Here is a 17,869-nt window from a genome sequence, read left to right as displayed (position 1 = left end):
ACCAACAGATGCGATCCTGCTCACATTTCAGCCATTTTTCGTCCTGCACCACAACTCACCATTCCCGGCACCGTCGATGTGCAAGCCACGCGCTTTTACCCTGCTCTCCTGTGGCTTATTCCTAAAAAAGTCGTTTTTTTAATCGATTTCAGGTTTCTGGCAAGCGTTTTGCAGCTTCACGTCAGGCCTATCCCTACGCATTTTTAAGGAGAGAAAGATGTTGAGTCTGCGTGCAGTGAATCAGTTTTACGGAAGCCAACATACGCTATGGAACGTGGATTTGGATTTTCCGCAAGGGATGTGTACAGGCGTTATAGGCCTGCCGGGGATGGGCAAAACCACCCTGATGAACTGTATTACCGGAAACATCCCCGTCGAAAGCGGCACGATTATCTGGCATGAAGCGGGCGCACCGCCGCGTGATTTGCTCAGTCCGGCACCGGAACAACGTTCAGAGCCGGGAATAGGCTATGTGCCGCAGGACAGGCGTATTTTTTCTCAACTGACGATTGAGGAGAATCTGCATATTGCCATGCGGGCGATGGGGAAACCCGACCCGGCGGCGAAAAGCGACGTATACGATCTGTTCCCGGAACTCTACGCGCGACGTCAGACGCGGGGCAATGCCCTTTCGCCAGAGGATCAGTATCAGCTTGCCCTGGCGAATGCACTGGTCAACCGCCCACGGATGCTGATTCTGGATGAGCCTACGCATGGGGCAGGACACGGATTTGCCCAGAAGCTGGCGCAGCTGCTGGTGCGCTTAAACCGGGAGTTAGGCATGACGGTGCTGCTGGCAGAGCAGCAGTTGTCGTTTATCCGCCGGGTGGCGGATCGGTTTTGCATGCTTTATCGCGGGCGTAACGTGGCTCAGGGCCACGTTAGCGAACTGAACGATGAGCTTATCGCTCACTGGATGTCGCGGGAAGCAAGACGCTGAGGTCGAGATAACGCCCGGTTTCGGCCTGCTCAGCATCGCCAGCAATCCAGGGGATTTCCCCGAGGAACGGTGCCGGGAGCACGCGCTTGAGGGTCGCCAGATATTCCTGATGCCGCCTGCCCGGCGCAACCACGTCGTTGGCTATCCAGCCTGCCAGCGTCAGCCCTGCCTGCTGAACGGCCTGCGCCGTCAGCATGGCGTGATTGATGCAGCCCAGCTTCACGCCGACGACCAGAATGACCGGAAGCTGCTCGGCCTGCACCCAGTCAGCAAAGGTCTGCGTGTCCGAAAGTGGCGTAAACCAGCCTCCCGCGCCTTCCACCAGCACCCAGTCGGCCTGGCTTTCCAGCGTCCGTAACCCGGCAGACAGCACGGCGAAATCAATTGGACGGCCTTCGTCAGCGCTGATAATGTGCGGCGACGTCGGCTCGGCAAAGGTATAGGGGTTCACCGCCGAATAGGCAAGCTCAAGGCTACTGTTACGCTGGAGCGCCAGCGCGTCGGTGTTGCGTAACCCTTCCGCCGTCATCTCGCTGCCGGAAGCTACGGGCTTATATCCGGCGGTGTTTTTTCCGAGCCGTCGTGCCGCCTGCAGCAGCGCAGCGCTGGCAACCGTTTTGCCCACTTCCGTATCCGTGCCGGTAACAAAATAACGTTCAGTCACGTTCGATAATCCCATGAAAAAGTTGATAAGAGAGCGGGAAAAGGCCCCGCTGCTGCGGCCAGGCCAGCTCCAGGCGTTGCAGCTGCCCCCGGGTCAGCGGTTTTTTCTCCCGCCCGGCGTGCAGGTGCGTGGCGCCGATACCCTTCAGAGAGCGCATGGCGCTGAACGCGTCGCTAAAATTAAGCGTGATGGTTTGCACCGTGCTGCGACAGCGCCAGCCTGCCAGCGCCTGCGTCACCTGCTCATACGATAAAAAACGGTTCGCGTGCGGCTGCTCATCCACCGCTTTCCACGCCTGATTCAGCTCCGGCAGCGAACTTTCCAGCAAGGTGGTAAAGGCCACCTTTCCGCCCGGTCGTGCGACGCGATAAAGCTCGCGTAACGCCTGCGGCAGGCTGCTGCACCACTGCACCGCCAGATGGCTCCAGACCAGATCGAACTGCGCGTCCGCCAGCGGGATCGCCTCGATATCCGCCACTACATAGTGGTGCGCCGCCTGCTGCTGGCGCGCCTCGTCCAGCATGGCGGGCGACAGGTCGATGGCCGTCACCTCGCTCCCCGCCTCGCGCCAGTAGCGGCTGTTGCTGCCGGGACCACAGCCGGCGTCCAGCACCTGGGGGAAGCGGTTCTCGCCAAGCGCGGCCAGAAGCCCCTGCGCGCTCTGGCGCTGGAGTTCATCGTGCTGCGAATAGCTCCGCGCGGCCCGGCCAAACGCCGCCGCAACGGCCTGCTTATTCACCGGCATCATGAAGCGCCTCCAGCAGCGTCTGGATATCCTGCGCCTCATGCGCCGCCGTCAGGGTTAAGCGCAGACGCGCGGTGCCCGGCGGAACGGTTGGCGGACGAATGGCCGTTACCCACATCCCCCGCTCGCGCAGCGCCTGGGCCAGTGCCAGCGCGCGGCCGTTTTCGCCGACAATGACGGGCTGGATGGCGCTCTGCGAATCGGGACTCTGGAAGGGAAGCGCCGCCAGTCCCTGACGGAAGCAGGAGATGTGCTCTGCCAGCTGCTGACGGCGTTCATCCCCTTCTGCGCTGCGGATCACCGCCAGCGACGCCGACAGCGCCACGGCCTGCGCCGGGGGCATGCTGGTGCTGTAGATGAGGTGACGGGCAAACTGCAGCAGATAGTCGGCGACAGATTCGCTGCACAGCACGGCGGCGCCGCTGACGCCAAAGCCTTTGCCGAAGGTAACCACCAGCAGTTCCGGCTTCACGTTTTGTTGATGGGCGCTGCCGCGTCCTTCATCGCCCATCACCCCAGTACCGTGAGCATCATCGACCAGCAGCCAGGCGTTTTGCCGCTTTGCGGCCTCGTGAAGCGCGGCAAGCGGCGCACTGTCGCCGTCCATGCTGAACACCCCTTCCGTGACTGCCAGCTGTTGCCCGTCGCAGGGTTTGTCCAGCAGCGAGGCGAGCTGTGACGCATCGTTATGGGCAAAACGCCGCAGCTGCGCCGGACTTAAGTTTGCCGCTTCCAGCAGCGAGGCGTGGCTTAAACGGTCGGCGACAATGCGGTCCTCTTTCCCCATCATGGCCGTGATGACCGCCTGATTGGCGGCAAAGCCGGAGATAAACAGCAGCGCGCGCGGGTAGCCCAGCCAGTCGGCCAGCTCTTCCTCCAGCGCCTGATGCGCCGTGGTGTATCCGCTGACGTGCCCCGAGCCACCGCTGCCCACGCCAAACCGCTCCGCGCCCTGCTGCCAGGCGCGGACGATGGCCGGATGCTGGCTCAGCCCGAGATAGTCATTGCTGGAGAAATTACAAAACTGCCGTCCCTCGCGGGTCAGAAAACGGCCCGCGCCGTTTTCCACCACCCTGCGAACGCGAAACGCCTCTGCCGCCCGGCGTTCTTCCAGCGCGGCATTAATCCGTGCCTGCCAGGTCATACGGCTGCCGCGTTGTAGAAGTGGTCGGTATCGGCGTTGAGAATCTGCTGCTCCAGCTGCTGCTGTTGCTCGTTATCGCCCGTCAGCACCCCGGTCTGATGCGGGTTCAGCCCCAACTTGCGGAACAGCTGAACGTCTTTGTCCTCTTCCGGGTTCGGCGTGGTCAGCAGCTTGCAGCCGTAGAAGATGGAGTTGGCGCCGGCCATAAAGCACATCGCCTGAGTCTGCTCGTTCATCTGCTCGCGGCCCGCAGAGAGGCGAACGTAAGACGTTGGCATCATGATGCGCGCCACCGCGATGGTGCGAATAAAATCAAACGCATCCACGTCCTCGTTATCCGCCAGCGGCGTGCCCTTGACCTTCACCAGCATGTTGATGGGCACGCTTTCCGGCGGGGTCGGCAGGTTCGCCAGCTGCAGCAGCAGGCCCGCGCGGTCTTTCACCGTTTCGCCTAAGCCCACGATGCCGCCGGAGCAGACCTTGATCCCCGCATCACGCACTTTATCCAGCGTGTCCAGGCGCTCCTGATAGGTGCGCGTGGTGATGATGTTGCCGTAAAATTCCGGCGAGGTATCAAGGTTGTGGTTGTAGTAGTCCAGCCCCGCGGCAGAGAGGCGCTGCGCCTGCTCCTCGTTCAGCGTGCCGAGCGTCATACAGGCTTCGAGGCCCATCTCCTTCACGCCCTTCACCATCTGCTCCAGATAGGGCATATCGCGATCGTGCGGGTTCTTCCACGCCGCGCCCATGCAGAAGCGGGTTGAGCCCGCGTTTTTGGCCTTGCGCGCGGAGTCGAGCACCTGCTCCACTTCCATCAGACGCTCGGATTCGAGACCGGTTTTGTAGCGCGCGCTCTGCGGGCAATATTTGCAGTCTTCGGGGCAGGCGCCGGTCTTGATCGACAGTAGCGTGCTGACCTGAACATGACGCGGATCGAAGTGCTGACGATGCACCTGTTGCGCTTCAAACATCAGCTCAAGGAAAGGTTTATTGAATAATTCAGTAACTTGCGACATCGTCCAGCGTGCGTGGTGAGCCATTGGGCTTCTCCAAAGGGTTTTGTTAATTTTCGGTTCGGTTTATACTCGTAAACCTAAAACTTTTCAAAATGGTTTACAAGTCGATTATGACCCAGGACGATCTCGCCTTCGACAAGCAGCATATCTGGCACCCTTACACCTCCACTACCCGCCCCCTTCCCGTCTATCCGGTAGCCTCTGCCCACGGCTGCGAGCTGCATCTCGCCAGCGGCGAGCGGCTGGTTGACGGAATGTCCTCCTGGTGGGCGGCCATTCACGGATACAACCATCCGCGCCTGAACGCGGCGATGAAGGCCCAGATTGACCAGATGTCGCATGTGATGTTTGGCGGAATCACCCATCAGCCCGCGGTGGATTTATGCCGCCGTCTGGTGGCGATGACGCCTGAATCGCTGGAGTGCGTTTTCCTGGCCGATTCCGGCTCGGTGGCGGTGGAAGTGGCGATGAAGATGGCGCTGCAGTACTGGCATGCGAAGGGCGAAACGCGCCAGCGGTTCCTCACCTTCCGCAACGGCTATCACGGGGATACCTTCGGGGCGATGTCGGTCTGCGATCCGGACAACTCCATGCACAGCCTGTGGAAGGGGTATCTGCCAGAAAACCTGTTTGCCCCTGCGCCGCAAAGCCGCTTCGACGGCGAATGGAACGAGATGGACATGGTGGGCTTCGCGCGGCTGATGGCGGCACATCGCCATGAAATCGCCGCCGTTATTCTCGAACCGATCGTGCAGGGCGCGGGCGGAATGCGGATGTACCATCCGGAATGGCTGAGGCGCATCCGCAAGATGTGCGACCGCGAGGGCATTCTGCTGATTGCCGACGAAATTGCCACCGGCTTTGGCCGCACCGGCAAGCTGTTTGCCTGCGAACATGCGGGTATCGCCCCGGATATTCTGTGTCTGGGTAAAGCGCTGACCGGCGGCACCATGACGCTCTCCGCCACCCTCACCACTCGTCAGGTTGCCGACACTATCAGCGACGGCGAGGCGGGCTGCTTTATGCACGGCCCGACGTTTATGGGCAACCCGCTGGCCTGCGCCGTGGCAAGCGAAAGCCTCGCCATTCTGGAGAGCGGCGAGTGGCAGACGCAGGTCGCGGCGATTGAGGCACAGCTGAAAGGAGAGCTGAGCGCCGCCTCGGGGGCGAATTTTGTGGCGGACGTGCGCGTGCTGGGTGCCATCGGGGTGATTGAAACCACCCGCCCGGTGAACATGGCGGCGCTGCAGCGCTTCTTCGTTGAGCAGGGCGTCTGGGTGCGGCCTTTCGGCAAGCTTATCTACCTGATGCCGCCGTACAGCATCACGCCGGAGCAGCTGCGTAAATTAACCGACGCGGTCGTAACAGCCGTTAACATTCCCGCGCATTTCGCGATTTAATCCCATGCGTTACACTTCCTGAACGAGTGAATAACGAGGATAAACCGTATGAAAATCATCAGTAAAGATCTGCGCGACGGTGAAAAACTCCCGGAACGCCACGTTTTCAACGGCATGGGCTATCAGGGGGATAATATCTCCCCACACCTGGCGTGGGACGACGTTCCTGCAGGAACCAAAAGCTTTGTCGTGACCTGCTACGACCCGGACGCGCCGACCGGCTCGGGCTGGTGGCACTGGGTTGTGGCGAACCTGCCCGCCGACACGCGCGTGCTGCCGCAGGGTTCCGGTTCAGACCTGGTTGCCCTGCCTGAAGGTGCCATTCAGACGCGCACTGACTTTGGTAAAGCGGGCTACGGCGGCGCAGCGCCACCAAAAGGGGAAACCCACCGCTATATCTTCACGGTGCACGCGCTGGATGTGGAGAAGATTGAGGTCGATGAAGGCGCGAGCGGCGCGATGGTCGGGTTTAACGTGCATTTCCATTCCCTGGGGAGCGCGTCGATTACGGCGATGTATTCCTGAAAAAAGCCGGGTGGCGGCTACGCCTTACCCGGCCTGGATTTCGCATTCGTAGGCCCGGTAAGCGCAGCGCCACCGGACAAAAATCACAGCACCGAAGGTAGCAGTCCTACAAGGCGTCCCTCTTCCAGAAGCTGCATCGCCTTATCAATATCCGGCGCAAAGAAGCGGTCATCATCGTAATGCGTGACGTGCTCGCGCAGCACATGGCGCGCCTGCTCCAGCAGCGGGCTGGATTTAAGCCCTTCGCGCAGATCGATACCCTGACACGCCGCCAGCCACTCCACCGCCAGCACGCCGCGGGTGTTGGAAGCCATCTCCCAGAGACGACGCCCGGCAGCGGGTGCCATCGAAACGTGATCTTCCTGATTCGCCGAGGTTGGCAGGCTGTCCACGCTATGTGGATGCGACAGGGCTTTGTTTTCGCTTGCCAGCGCTGCGGCCGTCACCTGAGCGATCATAAAGCCTGAGTTAACCCCGCCGTTACGCACCAGGAACGGTGGCAGCTGGGACATGTGTTTATCCATCATCAGCGCGATACGGCGCTCGGACAACGCGCCGACTTCGGCAATCGCCAGCGCGATATTATCCGCCGCCATCGCCACCGGCTCGGCGTGGAAGTTGCCCCCGGAGACCACCTCGTTTTCCTCGGCGAACACCAGCGGGTTGTCGGAGACCGCGTTGGCCTCCACCAGCAACACTTCCGCCGCCTGGCGCAACTGCGTCAGGCACGCGCCCATCACCTGCGGCTGACAACGCAGGGAATACGGATCCTGCACCTTCTCGCAGTTATGGTGTGAATCCGCAATCTCACTCGTGTCGGTAAGCACGTGGCGGTACATGGCGGCGGCATCAATCTGCCCGCGCTGGCCGCGCACCGCGTGAATACGCGCGTCAAACGGACGACGCGAGCCGAGCACCGCCTCGGTGGTCAGCGCACCGCACACCACCGCCGAGGCAAAGAGATCTTCCGCTTCAAACAGGCCGCGCAGCGCAAAGGCCGTCGACGCCTGCGTGCCGTTGAGCAGCGCCAGCCCCTCTTTTGCCGCGAGAGTGATTGGCGTTAAGCCGACTTTTGCCAGTGCTTCTTTCGCAGGGAGCCACTCGCCCTGCCAGCGCGCTTTGCCCTCACCCAGCAGCAGCAGCGACATGTGCGCCAGCGGGGCGAGATCGCCGGAGGCGCCGACGGAGCCTTTTGCCGGAATCCACGGATAGACTTCTGCATTCACCAGGGCCATCAGCGCCTGGATCACGCTCAGGCGAATGCCCGAGAAACCGCGCGCCAGGCTGTTGGTTTTGAGCACCATCATCAGACGGACAATCTCATCATCCAGCGGCTGGCCGACGCCTGCCGCGTGCGACAGCACCAGCGAACGCTGTAAGTTTTCCAGATCGTGCGTGGCGATGCGGGTCTGCGCCAGCAGGCCAAAGCCGGTGTTAATCCCGTAGGCGGTGCGCCCTTCGGCAACAATCGCTTCTACGCAGGCGACGCTGTCGTTTATCGCGGCGTGGGCGCTTTCATCAAGTGAAAGGGTGACCGGCTGGCGCCAGACGTTACGCAGCTGTTCGAGCGTCAGCGAGCCGGGAGTGAGTGTTAACGCGTTCATGCATGCTTTCCTTGTGTGGCAGGGATCATCGGCAGGTTCAGTCCCTGCTCTTTGGCACAGTCAATGGCAATCTCGTAACCCGCATCCGCGTGACGCATCACGCCGGTTGCCGGGTCGTTGTGCAGCACACGAGCGATGCGCGCGGCCGCTTCATCGGTTCCGTCACAGACGATGACCATACCTGAGTGCTGGGAGAAGCCCATCCCGACACCGCCGCCGTGGTGCAGAGAGACCCAGGTGGCGCCGCTGGCGGTATTCAGCAGGGCATTAAGCAATGGCCAGTCGGAGACCGCGTCAGATCCGTCGCGCATGGCTTCGGTTTCACGGTTCGGGCTGGCGACGGAGCCGGAGTCCAGATGGTCGCGGCCAATGACGATAGGCGCGGAGACTTCACCGCTGCGCACCATTTCGTTGAAGGCCAGACCCAGCTTTTGCCGCCACTCCAGCCCTACCCAGCAGATGCGCGCCGGCAAGCCCTGGAAGCTAATGCGTTCGCGAGCCATATCCAGCCAGTGGTGCAGGTGTTCGTCGTCTGCGACGATCTCCTTCACTTTGGCGTCGGTTTTGTAGATATCCTGCGGATCGCCGGACAAGGCCACCCAGCGGAACGGGCCGATGCCGCGGCAGAACAGCGGACGGATATAGGCAGGCACGAAGCCGGGGAAGTCGAAGGCGTTATTCACGCCCATCTCTTTCGCCATCTGGCGGATGTTGTTGCCGTAGTCAAAGGTTGGAATACCCAACTGGCTGAAGGCCAGCATCGCGGAGACGTGTTCCGCCATCGAACGCTTAGCCGCCAGTACCGTGCCTTCAGGGTCGGTTTCCGCTTTTTGCTGGTAGTCTTCCCACGTCCAGCCTTTCGGCAGGTAACCGTGCAGCGGGTCATGGGCGCTGGTCTGGTCGGTAACGAGATCCGGACGCACGCCGCGGGCAACCAGCTCCGGCAGAATATCCGCCGCGTTACCGCACAGGGCAATCGACACCGCTTTGCCTTCAGCGGTGTACTTTTTGATGCGCGCCAGCGCGTCATCGAGGTTGTCGGCCTGTTCATCGACGTAACGGGTGCGCAGACGGAAATCAATGCGGCTCTGCTGGCATTCAATGTTCAGCGAGCACGCGCCGGCCAGCGTGGCGGCCAGCGGCTGCGCGCCGCCCATCCCGCCCAGACCGGCGGTAAGCACCCAGCGGCCCTTCAGCGAGCCGTTATAGTGCTGGCGCCCCGCTTCCACGAAGGTTTCGTAGGTGCCCTGCACAATCCCCTGGCTGCCGATGTAGATCCAGCTCCCGGCGGTCATCTGGCCATACATCGCCAGCCCTTTCGCGTCCAGCTCGTTGAAGTGTTCCCAGGTGGCCCAGTGTGGCACGAGGTTAGAGTTGGCGATCAGCACGCGCGGCGCGTTCTTATGGGTTTTGAATACGCCAACCGGCTTGCCGGACTGCACCAGCAGGGTTTCGTCGTGTTCGAGTTCGGTCAGGGATTTTACAATTGCGTCATAGCATTCCCAGTTGCGTGCGGCGCGGCCTATGCCGCCGTAGACCACCAGTTCGTGGGGGTTTTCCGCCACCTCAGGATCAAGGTTGTTCATCAACATGCGCAGCGGGGCTTCGGTGAGCCAGCTTTTGGCAGTAAGCGTGGTGCCGCGCGCGGCGCGGACGTCCTGCTGGCGGTATTTACCTGACGACATTGTGTGCTCCTCATAAGGGACAGATGATGCATTTAGATATACTTGTATAGACAAGCACACACAAGGTCGGATTTAACAAAAAAGATACAATTTTGTTATATTGCGTTAGCGATCACGCTTATAAAACTTATGACATAAAGTGGCCCTGCAGCCGGTAACGGTTCCCCGGGAAAAGCAGTCGGGCATGCGACACGATATGCGATGATGACCAGGTACGACGGCGGATCAGCAGGCACGGATCGTGTTCTTTAATGCGCAACAGCTCGCACTCCTGCGGCGTAGCGCGTACGGCCTCAACAATGTGCTCCCCTTCCGTGAGCGGTGCGACGAGCGAGAGATACGCGTGCGGCGTGGTGTGGGTGTAATCCTGGTTCAGGTATTCCGGTATCCGCTCTGCGTTGACGCAGCGATCTTCAATCTGCACCGGAATGTCGTTTTCAAAATGCACCATCACAGAGTGGAAGATGCGGCTACCCTCTTTGACATTTAGCTCAACGGCCTGCTCGGCGCTGGCCTGGGTCTCTTCCAGCACCAGCACTTCGCAGCGGTGCTGATGATTACGCGAGGTTATCTCATCGGCAATGCTGCGGATTTCAAACAGGGCAGATTGCCCTTTCGGTTCCGCCACAAACGTCCCCACGCCCTGCAGGCGCACCAGAAGTCCTTCGTCGGTGAGCTCGCGCAGCGCCCGGTTGACGGTCATCCGGCTAAAACCGAACTGCGCCACCAGCTCGGCCTCCGACGGAATGCGATCGTGCGGGCGCCAGACGCCGGTAGCAATCTTTTCGCTGATCGCCTGCTTCACCTTTTCATAGAAAGGCGCGGGCGGGCTCGGTTGCGGCAGGGGCGAGCGTGAAAACATCATGACTCCTTTAATAGTGTTATGCCCACCAGTGAGCAATTTGCCAGGCCAGACGGGCGGCGAGCTTTGCGCCCTGTCCGTCCCGATCGTACTGCGGGTTAAACTCTACCAGATCGGCGGCCTGCAGCTTACCGCTGCGGCAGATTTGTTCAATAACCGGCATTAGATCCATTGCCGGGACGCCTAACGCCGCAGGGGCGGAAACGGCAGGCATTTCGCCCGCGGGCAGGACGTCCAGATCGATCGTCAGATAGATACGATCGGCCTGCGCCAGCACCTTTTCCAGCGCCGATAATGCCTCGCGTCTGAAATGAAGATCCTCCACCAGCGTGACGTTCAGGCGTTCGGCCTCATCCCACAGTGCCTGGGTGTTCGCCGCGCGGCTGACGCCAAAGCAGGCGTAGCGAAACTCGCGCCCGCATTCATCGCAGTATTGAGCCAGCTGACGAAACGGCGTACCGGACGTCGCCCGGTCGGCCTTGCGCAGGTCGAGATGCGCATCCAGGTTTATCACCGCCACGCGCTCGCCGGGGAACGCATCCAGAACACCCCGTCCATGCGCCCAGGCGGTTTCATGCCCGCCGCCAAACACCAGCGTGCGCATCCCGGTCTGCTGGCAGGCCGTCACGGCATCGCTTAACGCCCGCTGCGCGGGTTCAAGCTCATCGCTTTCAACGTACACCGAGCCCATATCCGCCAGCCGTTCGTGTCCCTGATGGCTTGCCATATTCGCCAGCGCTTTGCGCAGAATATCAGGGGCCTGCGCGGCGCCGGGCCTGCCCTGATTACGTTTAACCCCTGCATCGCATTCAAAGCCTATCAGCGCGATGCCGGATGAAAGCGGCGTGAACAGCGCCTGCTGTTGTATCGTCTGGAAAATGCGCGTTGCGTTGCTGGCTTCGGCGCTGTCGTCTCGCCCCTTCCAGACCGTTTCGGCGACGGGCCGCCATAACTTCATACTGCCTCCCCACGGAAAATACGTTGATGCAGCGGATTGCGTCCCGGCTCGTAGACCATCTCCACCGGGTGGTGAGCATCCCAGACGATAAAATCAGCGACAAACCCCGGCTGCAGCTGCCCGTGCGTTGCGCCGCGGCCCAGCGCCTGCGCCGCATGGCGCGTGACGCCAGCCCAGGCCTCTTCGGGCGTCAGGCCAAACTGGACGCAGGCCATATTCATCGCCAGGTGCAGGCTGGCAAACGGGCTGGTGCCGGGGTTATAGTCGGTGGCGACGGCCATCGGCACACCACGTTTTCGGAGCTGATCAACCGGCGGACGCTGGCGCTCCTGCAGAAAATAGAACGCGCCTGGGAGCAGTACCGCAACCGTACCGCTTTGCGCCATCGCCTGAACGCCCGCGTCGTCGAGATATTCGATATGATCGGCCGACAGTCCGTTATATTGGCTGACCAGCGCCGCTCCGCCCTGATTCGACAGCTGTTCAACGTGCCCTTTCACCGGGATACCGAGCGCGGCGGCGGCCTGGAAGAGGCGCTCGGTTTGCGACGGGGTAAAGCCGACGTTTTCGCAGAACACGTCTACTGCTTCAAACAACTCTTTTTGCCACAGCGTGGGCAGTATCTGCTCGCAAACCAGCGTGAGGTACGCATCCGGATCCTGTCGGTATTCCGGCGGAACCGCATGGGCCGCCAGCAGCGTTGGGCTGATATCAACCGGATTATCGAGGCTCAGCTGGCGGGCAACCTGCAGCATCTTCTCTTCGGCCTCGGCGTTGAGTCCGTATCCCGATTTGATTTCAACGGTCGTTACACCTTCATTCATCAGACGCTGGAGCCGCTGCTGCGCCAGTTTCAGCAGGGTTTCCAGGGAACTGCTGCGCGTTGCCGTCACGGTGGCGTTAATCCCGCCCCCCTGAGCGCTGATGGTCTGGTAAGAGACGCCGTTCAGACGCTGTTCCCACTCCGCCGCGCGGTCGCCGCCAAATACCAGATGGGTATGGCAGTCAATCAGGCCAGGCGTGACCAGACGTCCCTCAAGATCGATGACGTGACGGTGTCCGGAAGGAAGGTCAGATTCAGGAAGCACGCCAAGGATAGTTTGGCCGCGCACGACCAGCGCGTGCTGCTCTTTCAGGCCATAAGGCGCGGATGTATCGGGAACCATTGTTGCCAGGCGCGCATTTCGCCATATAACATCGTCAGGTTGAAGCTGCATGGGCATTCCACTTGTCATGGGTTGTATAGACATTTATTTGCATCCATCGTCTGCTGTCAACCGCCTTAAGGGAAAATGTTATTTATTTGTGATGACTTTCCCGTCACCTCCGGGCAAAAAATGCAACTTTTACCCTTTTTATCTTCCCGTTTCGCTCAACTTAGTATAAAAAAGCAGGCTATTTCGTCTATCCCGTAAAGACTTGCATACCCAGGAGCTTCACCTTGAACATTTCCAGGATTTCCCGTCTGGCGTTAGCGCTCGCCTTTGGCGTGACATTATCCGCATGCAGTTCTACACCACCGGATCAGCGTCCTTCTGAGCAGGTAGCGCCCGGTACCGCCTCCCGCCCGATTTTGTCCGCGGATGAAGCGAAGAATTTCGACCGCGCCCATTACTTCTCGGCGATGGATCCTAACGCCGCGCCGTGGACACCGTCTTCTATTAACCTGCCTAAACAGCCTGACTTCGTTGTTGGCCCGGCTGGCGCGCAGGGCGTAACGCATACCACTATCCAGGCAGCGGTTGACGCGGCAATCACTAAACACAGCGCGTCTCGCCAGTACATCGCGATCCTGCCGGGTGAATACGAAGGCACCGTGTATGTTCCGGCGGCTCCTGGCAGCATTACGATTTACGGTCTGGGTGAAAAAGCCATCGACGTAAAAATTGGCCTGGCGATTGATTCCGAAATCGACAGCACCGCCTGGCGTCACCTGGTGAACCCGGCAGGCAAATATATGCCGGGCAAACCGGCGTGGTATATGTTTGATAACTGCCAGAGCAAGCGTTCCGCCACCATTGGTGTGATGTGCTCGGCGGTGTTCTGGTCGCAGAATAATGGCCTGCAACTGCAGAACCTGACCATTCAGAATACCCTGGGTGACAGCGTGGATGCCGGTAACCATCAGGCCGTGGCGCTGCGTAGCGACGGCGATAAGGTGCAGATTAACAACGTCAATATTCTGGGCCGTCAGAACACCTTCTTCGTGACCAACAGCGGCGTACAGAACACGCTGCAGAATAACCGTCTGACCCGTACGCTGGTGACCAACAGCTACGTTGAAGGTGACGTGGATCTGGTGTCCGGTCGCGGCGCGGTAGTGTTTGATAACACCGATTTCCGCGTGGTGAATTCCCGTACCCAGCAGGAAGGCTATGTGTTTGCTCCGGCAACCCAGTCTAACCTGTTTTACGGCTTCCTGGCCGTGAACAGCCGCTTTAACGCGGCCGGTGACGGCGTGGCGCAGCTGGGCCGCTCCCTGGACGTGGACTCTGCGACCAACGGCCAGGTCGTTATCCGCGACAGCGTGATCAACGAAGGCTTTAACGTGGCGAAGCCGTGGGCTGATGCGGCTGTCTCCAAACGTCCGTTCTCCGGCAACACCGGTGCGGTGGACGATAAAGGAAACGTGCAGCGCAACCTGAACGACGCGAACTTCAACCGCATGTGGGAATACAACAACCGCGGTCTGGGCAGCAACGTGGTTGCTGAGCCGAAGCAGTAACGAGATGAGAGTAAAAGGGGGAGTTTAATCCCCCTTTTTACTGCGACTGAATGCGTCAGGCTCCAAACTTAAGATACGCATCCAATAGTTGCATAATCGCAACCATGAGTTGCAGGAACAGAATTGCCCATTCCACACCGCTCATACGCCACTCCTTTGGTATAGAGCACTTCTCCTCTGGTTTACCTTTCCGCTGCCTGTCACCAGAGGTGTGTTGGTTATGTTTTGATGTGCTCCGCAGTTTAGGCACCGTCGGCACCACCCGACAGCCAGGACTTAAAAAGGATCCTGAATTGCGGAACTGCAACACATCGAACCAACGCACAGAATGATATCAAATCACTACTGTACATAAAAACAGTTAAAACCAATTTAGGAATTTATAAAGCAAAAGCACTTAAGTGACTGATTATTATTTATATACTATTTACTGATCATTCCGTGTTCTCCTTTGTTCGTTGACGATGAATTTACATCGCCTTGAGTCGACATTATGATGACCCTGTTGGTTACGTTTTGATGTGCTCACCCGGCTACCACCGGGCATAAAAAAACCTCGCATCCGCGAGGTTTTTTTGTTTTAAGCCGCTTAGTGAGCGTTAACCACCACCCACATTGGCCCCTGACCTACCGCATAGCGTCCTTTCTCTTCCAGCAGGCCCTGCTCGCCTTTGATTTCATACAGCGCGATGTGGTGGGATTTCTGCCCCGCCGCAATCAGGTATTTACCGCTGTGATCGATATTAAAGCCGCGCGGCTGGGTTTCCGTTGGCTGGAAGCCCTCAATAGCCAGCACGCTGCCATCTTCGGAGACATTAAACACGGTAATCAGGCTGGAGGTGCGGTCGCAGGCGTACAGATGGCGACCATCCGGCGTGATGTGAATATCTGCCGCCCAGCGAGTGTCAGAGAAGTCAGACGGCATCATGTCCAGCGTCTGTACGCACTCAATCTGACCGTTAGGATCTTTCAGCTCCCATACGTCCACCGAGCTGTTCAGTTCGTTAACGACGTAAGCATATTGCTGGTTCGGGTGGAAGACCATATGACGCGGACCCGCGCCCTCAACGGTGGTGATTTCAGCCGGATTCTGCGCCACCAGGTGACCATCGTCGCTCAGGGTGAACAGGCAGATACGATCCTGCTTCAGCGCAGGCACCCACAGCGTGCGGTTGTCCGGGGAGATATTCGCCGAATGGCAGCCTTCCAGCCCTTCCACCACGTCGACAGTTTCTACCGGAATACCATCGTCAAGACGGGTCACGCTGACGCAACCGGCATTGTAAGAACCGCTAAAAATGAAGCGTCCTTTACGATCGGTCGAGATGTGGGTTGGGCTGCCCGGCAGTGGCGCTTCAGCGGTGTAGGTCAGCGCGCCGTCGTCAGGAGAGATGCGGTAGGCCAGCACGCGAAACTCCGGGCGCACACCCACGTATAAGAAACGTTTATCCGGGCTGACGACCATCGGTTGCACCTGGCCCGGCACATCAACAACCTGAACCAGCGTGAGCGAACCTTCTGCATTCAAGCGCCAGACGTGGATCTGCTGACTTTCAGGACTGGCGGTATAAACGGTTTGTTTCATGAATACTCCTTTCCTCACTGCACGTGAAAGTGATTATTTTTAACGGTGAATGCTGAATTTTAGCCAGGAATTTTGCAGCGATTTACTCTCGGTGTAACATCCCCTGAGACCTAAAATTCAACATTAACCCGGAAGAACAAATGACCTCGCGTGTGATTGCACTGGATTTAGACGGAACATTACTTACCCCTCAGAAAACCCTGCTCCCCTCCTCCCTTGAAGCGCTTAAACGCGCGCAGGAAGTGGGATATCAACTCCTTATCGTAACGGGTCGACATCACGTTGCCATTCACCCTTTTTATCAGGCACTGGCGCTGGATACACCTGCAATTTGTTGTAATGGCACTTATTTGTATGATTATCAGGCAAAAAAGGTTTTAGCCTCCGACCCGCTGCCGGTTCCCCAGGCGCTGCAGCTGATCGATCTGCTGGATGAGCATAACGTTCACGGCCTGATGTATGTGGATAACGCGATGGTGTACGAGCGCCCAACCGGCCATGTGGTACGCACCAGCAACTGGGCGTTGTCTCTGCCAGAAGCGCAGCGTCCGGTCTTTACCCAGGTTTCCTCTCTGCGTCAGGCGGCCCAGGACGTTGAGGCTATCTGGAAGTTTGCCCTGACGGATGAAGACACCACCAAACTGAATACCTTCGCGAAACACGTCGAGGACACGCTGGGGCTGGAGTGCGAATGGTCCTGGCACGATCAGGTGGATATAGCCCGCAAGGGTAACAGCAAAGGCAAGCGCCTGACGCAGTACGTGGAATCGCAGGGCTGGTCAATGCAGGACGCGATCGCCTTCGGCGACAACTACAACGACATCAGCATGCTGGAAGCCGTCGGTACGGGCGTGGCGATGGGTAATGCGGACGACGCGGTAAAAGCGCGTGCTAACGTGGTGATTGGCGACAACACCACCGATAGCATCGCGCAGTACATTTATACCCACCTGCTGTAATCAGGCGGTGATCGAAACGCTCTTGATTTGCGCGTAAAGCCACAGGCCGGGCTTGATTGCTAACTCATCCCTGGCCCACGGGCTGATGCGCGCCCAGAGCGTCCTGCTGCCCACGTCGAGCTTCACCTCTACCTGCCCGTTATCATCAAAACACTCCGCCACTTTGGCGCGCAGAATATTTCGAATACTGGTTTGCAGCGGCGGCTGCAGCACCAGCGAGACGTCCGACGCCTGGATGCGGATCCGCAGCGCGGACTGCAACGGTTTGTCGATCTTATTGACCCAAAGATGCTGGTCGCCCAGCGCCAGGGCGGTCATCGCGTAGTGCGGATGATGCTCCAGAACGCTCACCTTCAGGATGCTGCTCTGCTGTTCCCTGGGTAACCAGGGGTGCATCACGCTACTGCCCCACACCTCTTCCAGGTTGCCGAAGGCCTTCACGCTGCCCTCTTCCAGCACCAGCACTTTATCGGCCAGATGGAGGATCTCATCCAGTGAATGGCTGACGTAGAGCATCGGAATATTAATTTCGCGGGTCAGACGCTGCAGGTACGGCAGGAGCTCACGCTTGCGCGGAATATCCAGCGAGGCCAGCGGCTCGTCGAGCAGCAGCAGTTCGGGGGCGGTCAGCAACGCGCGGCCTATAGCCACACGCTGTTTCTCCCCGCCGGAGAGCGAGGACGGCAGCCTGTCGAGCAGGGGTTCAATGCCTAAAAGCGTCACCAGCTTATCAAACTGCCCGGCCATGCTTTTCGCCATACCGTAGCGCAGGTTGCCGCGCACGCTGTAGTGCGGGAACAAGCGCGCGTCCTGAAAAACATAACCGATGCGGCGTTTATCCGGCGAAAGGAAAATCTTGTTCTCCACGTCATTCAGGACGCGGTTGTTCAGGACAATGCGCCCTGACTGCGGGCGCGTCAGGCCGCTGATGGCGTTAATCAGAGACGTTTTACCCGCGCCCGACACGCCGAAGACGGCGGTGATGCCGCTTGCAGGCAGCGTCTCGTTAAGCGTAAGAGTATGGTTTCCCAGCGTCTGGGTGAAATTCAGTTCCAGCATC

Annotated in this window: 17 protein-coding genes; 5 read left to right on the top strand and 12 right to left on the bottom strand. The window is 59.3% G+C overall.

The genetic code is table 11. The annotated features are described in order from the left end of the window. The first annotated feature begins 217 nt into the window (after positions 1 to 217). Entirely contained in the window at positions 218 to 940 is a 723-nt protein-coding gene (locus IM294_RS11635; RefSeq protein ID WP_047363785.1) for an ABC transporter ATP-binding protein, read from the top strand. Here the strand turns inward: IM294_RS11635 and bioD are convergent. From bioD to bioB, 4 genes are read right to left on the bottom strand one after another with little or no spacing between them, the layout of a single operon-like run. Further along, the gene (bioD, locus tag IM294_RS11630; RefSeq protein ID WP_126817762.1) at positions 903 to 1,604 is read right to left on the bottom strand and encodes a dethiobiotin synthase; all 702 of its coding nucleotides are present in this window, start codon (positions 1,602 to 1,604) and stop codon (positions 903 to 905) included. The genes IM294_RS11635 and bioD overlap by 38 nt on opposite strands. Further along, a complete protein-coding gene (bioC, locus tag IM294_RS11625; protein WP_045259949.1) occupies positions 1,597 to 2,352 on the bottom strand; it encodes a malonyl-ACP O-methyltransferase BioC in 756 nt (251 codons plus the stop codon). Before bioC ends, bioD begins: the two co-directional genes overlap by 8 nt. Continuing rightward, positions 2,336 to 3,493 (bottom strand): 8-amino-7-oxononanoate synthase, encoded by a 1,158-nt coding sequence (gene bioF, locus IM294_RS11620; RefSeq protein WP_126817763.1) that lies wholly within the window; start codon positions 3,491 to 3,493, stop codon positions 2,336 to 2,338. The genes bioC and bioF overlap by 17 nt, the downstream gene beginning before the upstream one ends. Then, positions 3,490 to 4,530: a biotin synthase BioB gene (gene bioB, locus IM294_RS11615; RefSeq protein WP_063154681.1), complete on the bottom strand. Its 1,041-nt coding sequence runs from the start codon at positions 4,528 to 4,530 to the stop codon at positions 3,490 to 3,492. Before bioB ends, bioF begins: the two co-directional genes overlap by 4 nt. Positions 4,531 to 4,598: 68 nt before the next feature. Between bioB and bioA the strand changes: the two genes are divergently transcribed. Further along, entirely contained in the window at positions 4,599 to 5,906 is a 1,308-nt protein-coding gene (gene bioA, locus IM294_RS11610) for an adenosylmethionine--8-amino-7-oxononanoate transaminase (protein WP_088204423.1), read from the top strand. 48 nt (positions 5,907 to 5,954) lie between these two features. Then, a complete protein-coding gene (locus IM294_RS11605) occupies positions 5,955 to 6,431 on the top strand; it encodes a kinase inhibitor (protein ID WP_028012412.1) in 477 nt (158 codons plus the stop codon). 83 nt (positions 6,432 to 6,514) lie between these two features. On the opposite strand, the gene hutH is transcribed toward IM294_RS11605, so the two are convergent. From hutH to hutI, 5 genes are all read right to left on the bottom strand, one after another. Then, entirely contained in the window at positions 6,515 to 8,035 is a 1,521-nt protein-coding gene (gene hutH, locus IM294_RS11600) for a histidine ammonia-lyase (RefSeq protein WP_126817765.1), read from the bottom strand. After that, positions 8,032 to 9,720 carry a urocanate hydratase gene (hutU, locus tag IM294_RS11595; RefSeq protein WP_126817767.1) on the bottom strand — a complete coding sequence of 563 codons (1,689 nt, stop codon included), beginning with the start codon at positions 9,718 to 9,720 and terminating at the stop codon, positions 8,032 to 8,034. The genes hutH and hutU overlap by 4 nt, the downstream gene beginning before the upstream one ends. 127 nt (positions 9,721 to 9,847) lie before the next feature. Next, the gene (locus tag IM294_RS11590) at positions 9,848 to 10,582 is read right to left on the bottom strand and encodes a histidine utilization repressor (protein WP_047367758.1); all 735 of its coding nucleotides are present in this window, start codon (positions 10,580 to 10,582) and stop codon (positions 9,848 to 9,850) included. 19 nt (positions 10,583 to 10,601) lie between these two features. Then, positions 10,602 to 11,540, bottom strand: a complete 939-nt coding sequence (gene hutG / locus IM294_RS11585) for a formimidoylglutamase (protein WP_126817768.1) — start codon at positions 11,538 to 11,540, stop codon at positions 10,602 to 10,604. Further along, complete coding sequence (gene hutI, locus IM294_RS11580) at positions 11,537 to 12,757, bottom strand: imidazolonepropionase (protein ID WP_126817770.1); 1,221 nt, start codon at positions 12,755 to 12,757, stop codon at positions 11,537 to 11,539. The genes hutG and hutI overlap by 4 nt, the downstream gene beginning before the upstream one ends. Before the next feature lie 224 nt (positions 12,758 to 12,981). On the opposite strand from hutI, the gene IM294_RS11575 reads away from it, so the two are divergent. Continuing rightward, the gene (locus tag IM294_RS11575; RefSeq protein WP_041910745.1) at positions 12,982 to 14,265 is read left to right on the top strand and encodes a putative acyl-CoA thioester hydrolase; all 1,284 of its coding nucleotides are present in this window, start codon (positions 12,982 to 12,984) and stop codon (positions 14,263 to 14,265) included. 55 nt (positions 14,266 to 14,320) lie between these two features. Here IM294_RS11575 and tisB read toward each other — a convergent pair whose 3' ends face one another. Together tisB and pgl are read right to left on the bottom strand one after the other, a co-directional pair. Next, positions 14,321 to 14,410 carry a type I toxin-antitoxin system toxin TisB gene (gene tisB / locus IM294_RS11570; RefSeq protein WP_023332440.1) on the bottom strand — a complete coding sequence of 30 codons (90 nt, stop codon included), beginning with the start codon at positions 14,408 to 14,410 and terminating at the stop codon, positions 14,321 to 14,323. A 444-nt stretch (positions 14,411 to 14,854) separates the two neighbouring features. Further along, positions 14,855 to 15,850, bottom strand: coding sequence for a 6-phosphogluconolactonase (gene pgl / locus IM294_RS11565; protein ID WP_126817772.1), 996 nt, complete (start codon positions 15,848 to 15,850; stop codon positions 14,855 to 14,857). Positions 15,851 to 15,990: 140 nt separating this feature from the next. Between pgl and IM294_RS11560 the strand changes: the two genes are divergently transcribed. Next, a complete protein-coding gene (locus IM294_RS11560) occupies positions 15,991 to 16,809 on the top strand; it encodes a pyridoxal phosphatase (RefSeq protein WP_045259940.1) in 819 nt (272 codons plus the stop codon). Here IM294_RS11560 and modC read toward each other — a convergent pair whose 3' ends face one another. Continuing rightward, positions 16,810 to 17,868: a molybdenum ABC transporter ATP-binding protein ModC gene (gene modC, locus IM294_RS11555; RefSeq protein ID WP_126817774.1), complete on the bottom strand. Its 1,059-nt coding sequence runs from the start codon at positions 17,866 to 17,868 to the stop codon at positions 16,810 to 16,812. Position 17,869: the final 1 nt, after the last annotated feature.

The organism is Enterobacter cloacae complex sp. P43RS (assembly GCF_014930585.1).
GTDB lineage: Bacteria > Pseudomonadota > Gammaproteobacteria > Enterobacterales > Enterobacteriaceae > Enterobacter > Enterobacter bugandensis.
Note: the sequence above shows the minus strand (reverse complement) of the source record. Positions and strands in the feature narration are given on the sequence as shown.

Bases quoted from the DNA above. Each gene is read 5' to 3' on its own strand.
- bioC (WP_045259949.1), bottom strand. From the start codon at position 2,352: ATGATGCCGGTGAATAAGCAGGCCGTTGCGGCGGCGTTTGGCCGGGCC.
- bioA (WP_088204423.1), top strand. From the start codon at position 4,599: ATGGTTTACAAGTCGATTATGACCCAGGACGATCTCGCCTTCGACAAG.
- hutU (WP_126817767.1), bottom strand. From the start codon at position 9,720: ATGTCGTCAGGTAAATACCGCCAGCAGGACGTCCGCGCCGCGCGCGGC.
- IM294_RS11590 (WP_047367758.1), bottom strand. From the start codon at position 10,582: ATGTTTTCACGCTCGCCCCTGCCGCAACCGAGCCCGCCCGCGCCTTTC.
- IM294_RS11605 (WP_028012412.1), top strand. From the start codon at position 5,955: ATGAAAATCATCAGTAAAGATCTGCGCGACGGTGAAAAACTCCCGGAA.
- IM294_RS11560 (WP_045259940.1), top strand. From the start codon at position 15,991: ATGACCTCGCGTGTGATTGCACTGGATTTAGACGGAACATTACTTACC.
- bioF (WP_126817763.1), bottom strand. From the start codon at position 3,493: ATGACCTGGCAGGCACGGATTAATGCCGCGCTGGAAGAACGCCGGGCG.
- pgl (WP_126817772.1), bottom strand. From the start codon at position 15,850: ATGAAACAAACCGTTTATACCGCCAGTCCTGAAAGTCAGCAGATCCAC.
- hutG (WP_126817768.1), bottom strand. From the start codon at position 11,540: ATGAAGTTATGGCGGCCCGTCGCCGAAACGGTCTGGAAGGGGCGAGAC.
- bioB (WP_063154681.1), bottom strand. From the start codon at position 4,530: ATGGCTCACCACGCACGCTGGACGATGTCGCAAGTTACTGAATTATTC.
- hutI (WP_126817770.1), bottom strand. From the start codon at position 12,757: ATGCAGCTTCAACCTGACGATGTTATATGGCGAAATGCGCGCCTGGCA.
- modC (WP_126817774.1), bottom strand. From the start codon at position 17,868: ATGCTGGAACTGAATTTCACCCAGACGCTGGGAAACCATACTCTTACG.
- IM294_RS11635 (WP_047363785.1), top strand. From the start codon at position 218: ATGTTGAGTCTGCGTGCAGTGAATCAGTTTTACGGAAGCCAACATACG.
- hutH (WP_126817765.1), bottom strand. From the start codon at position 8,035: ATGAACGCGTTAACACTCACTCCCGGCTCGCTGACGCTCGAACAGCTG.
- tisB (WP_023332440.1), bottom strand. From the start codon at position 14,410: ATGAGCGGTGTGGAATGGGCAATTCTGTTCCTGCAACTCATGGTTGCG.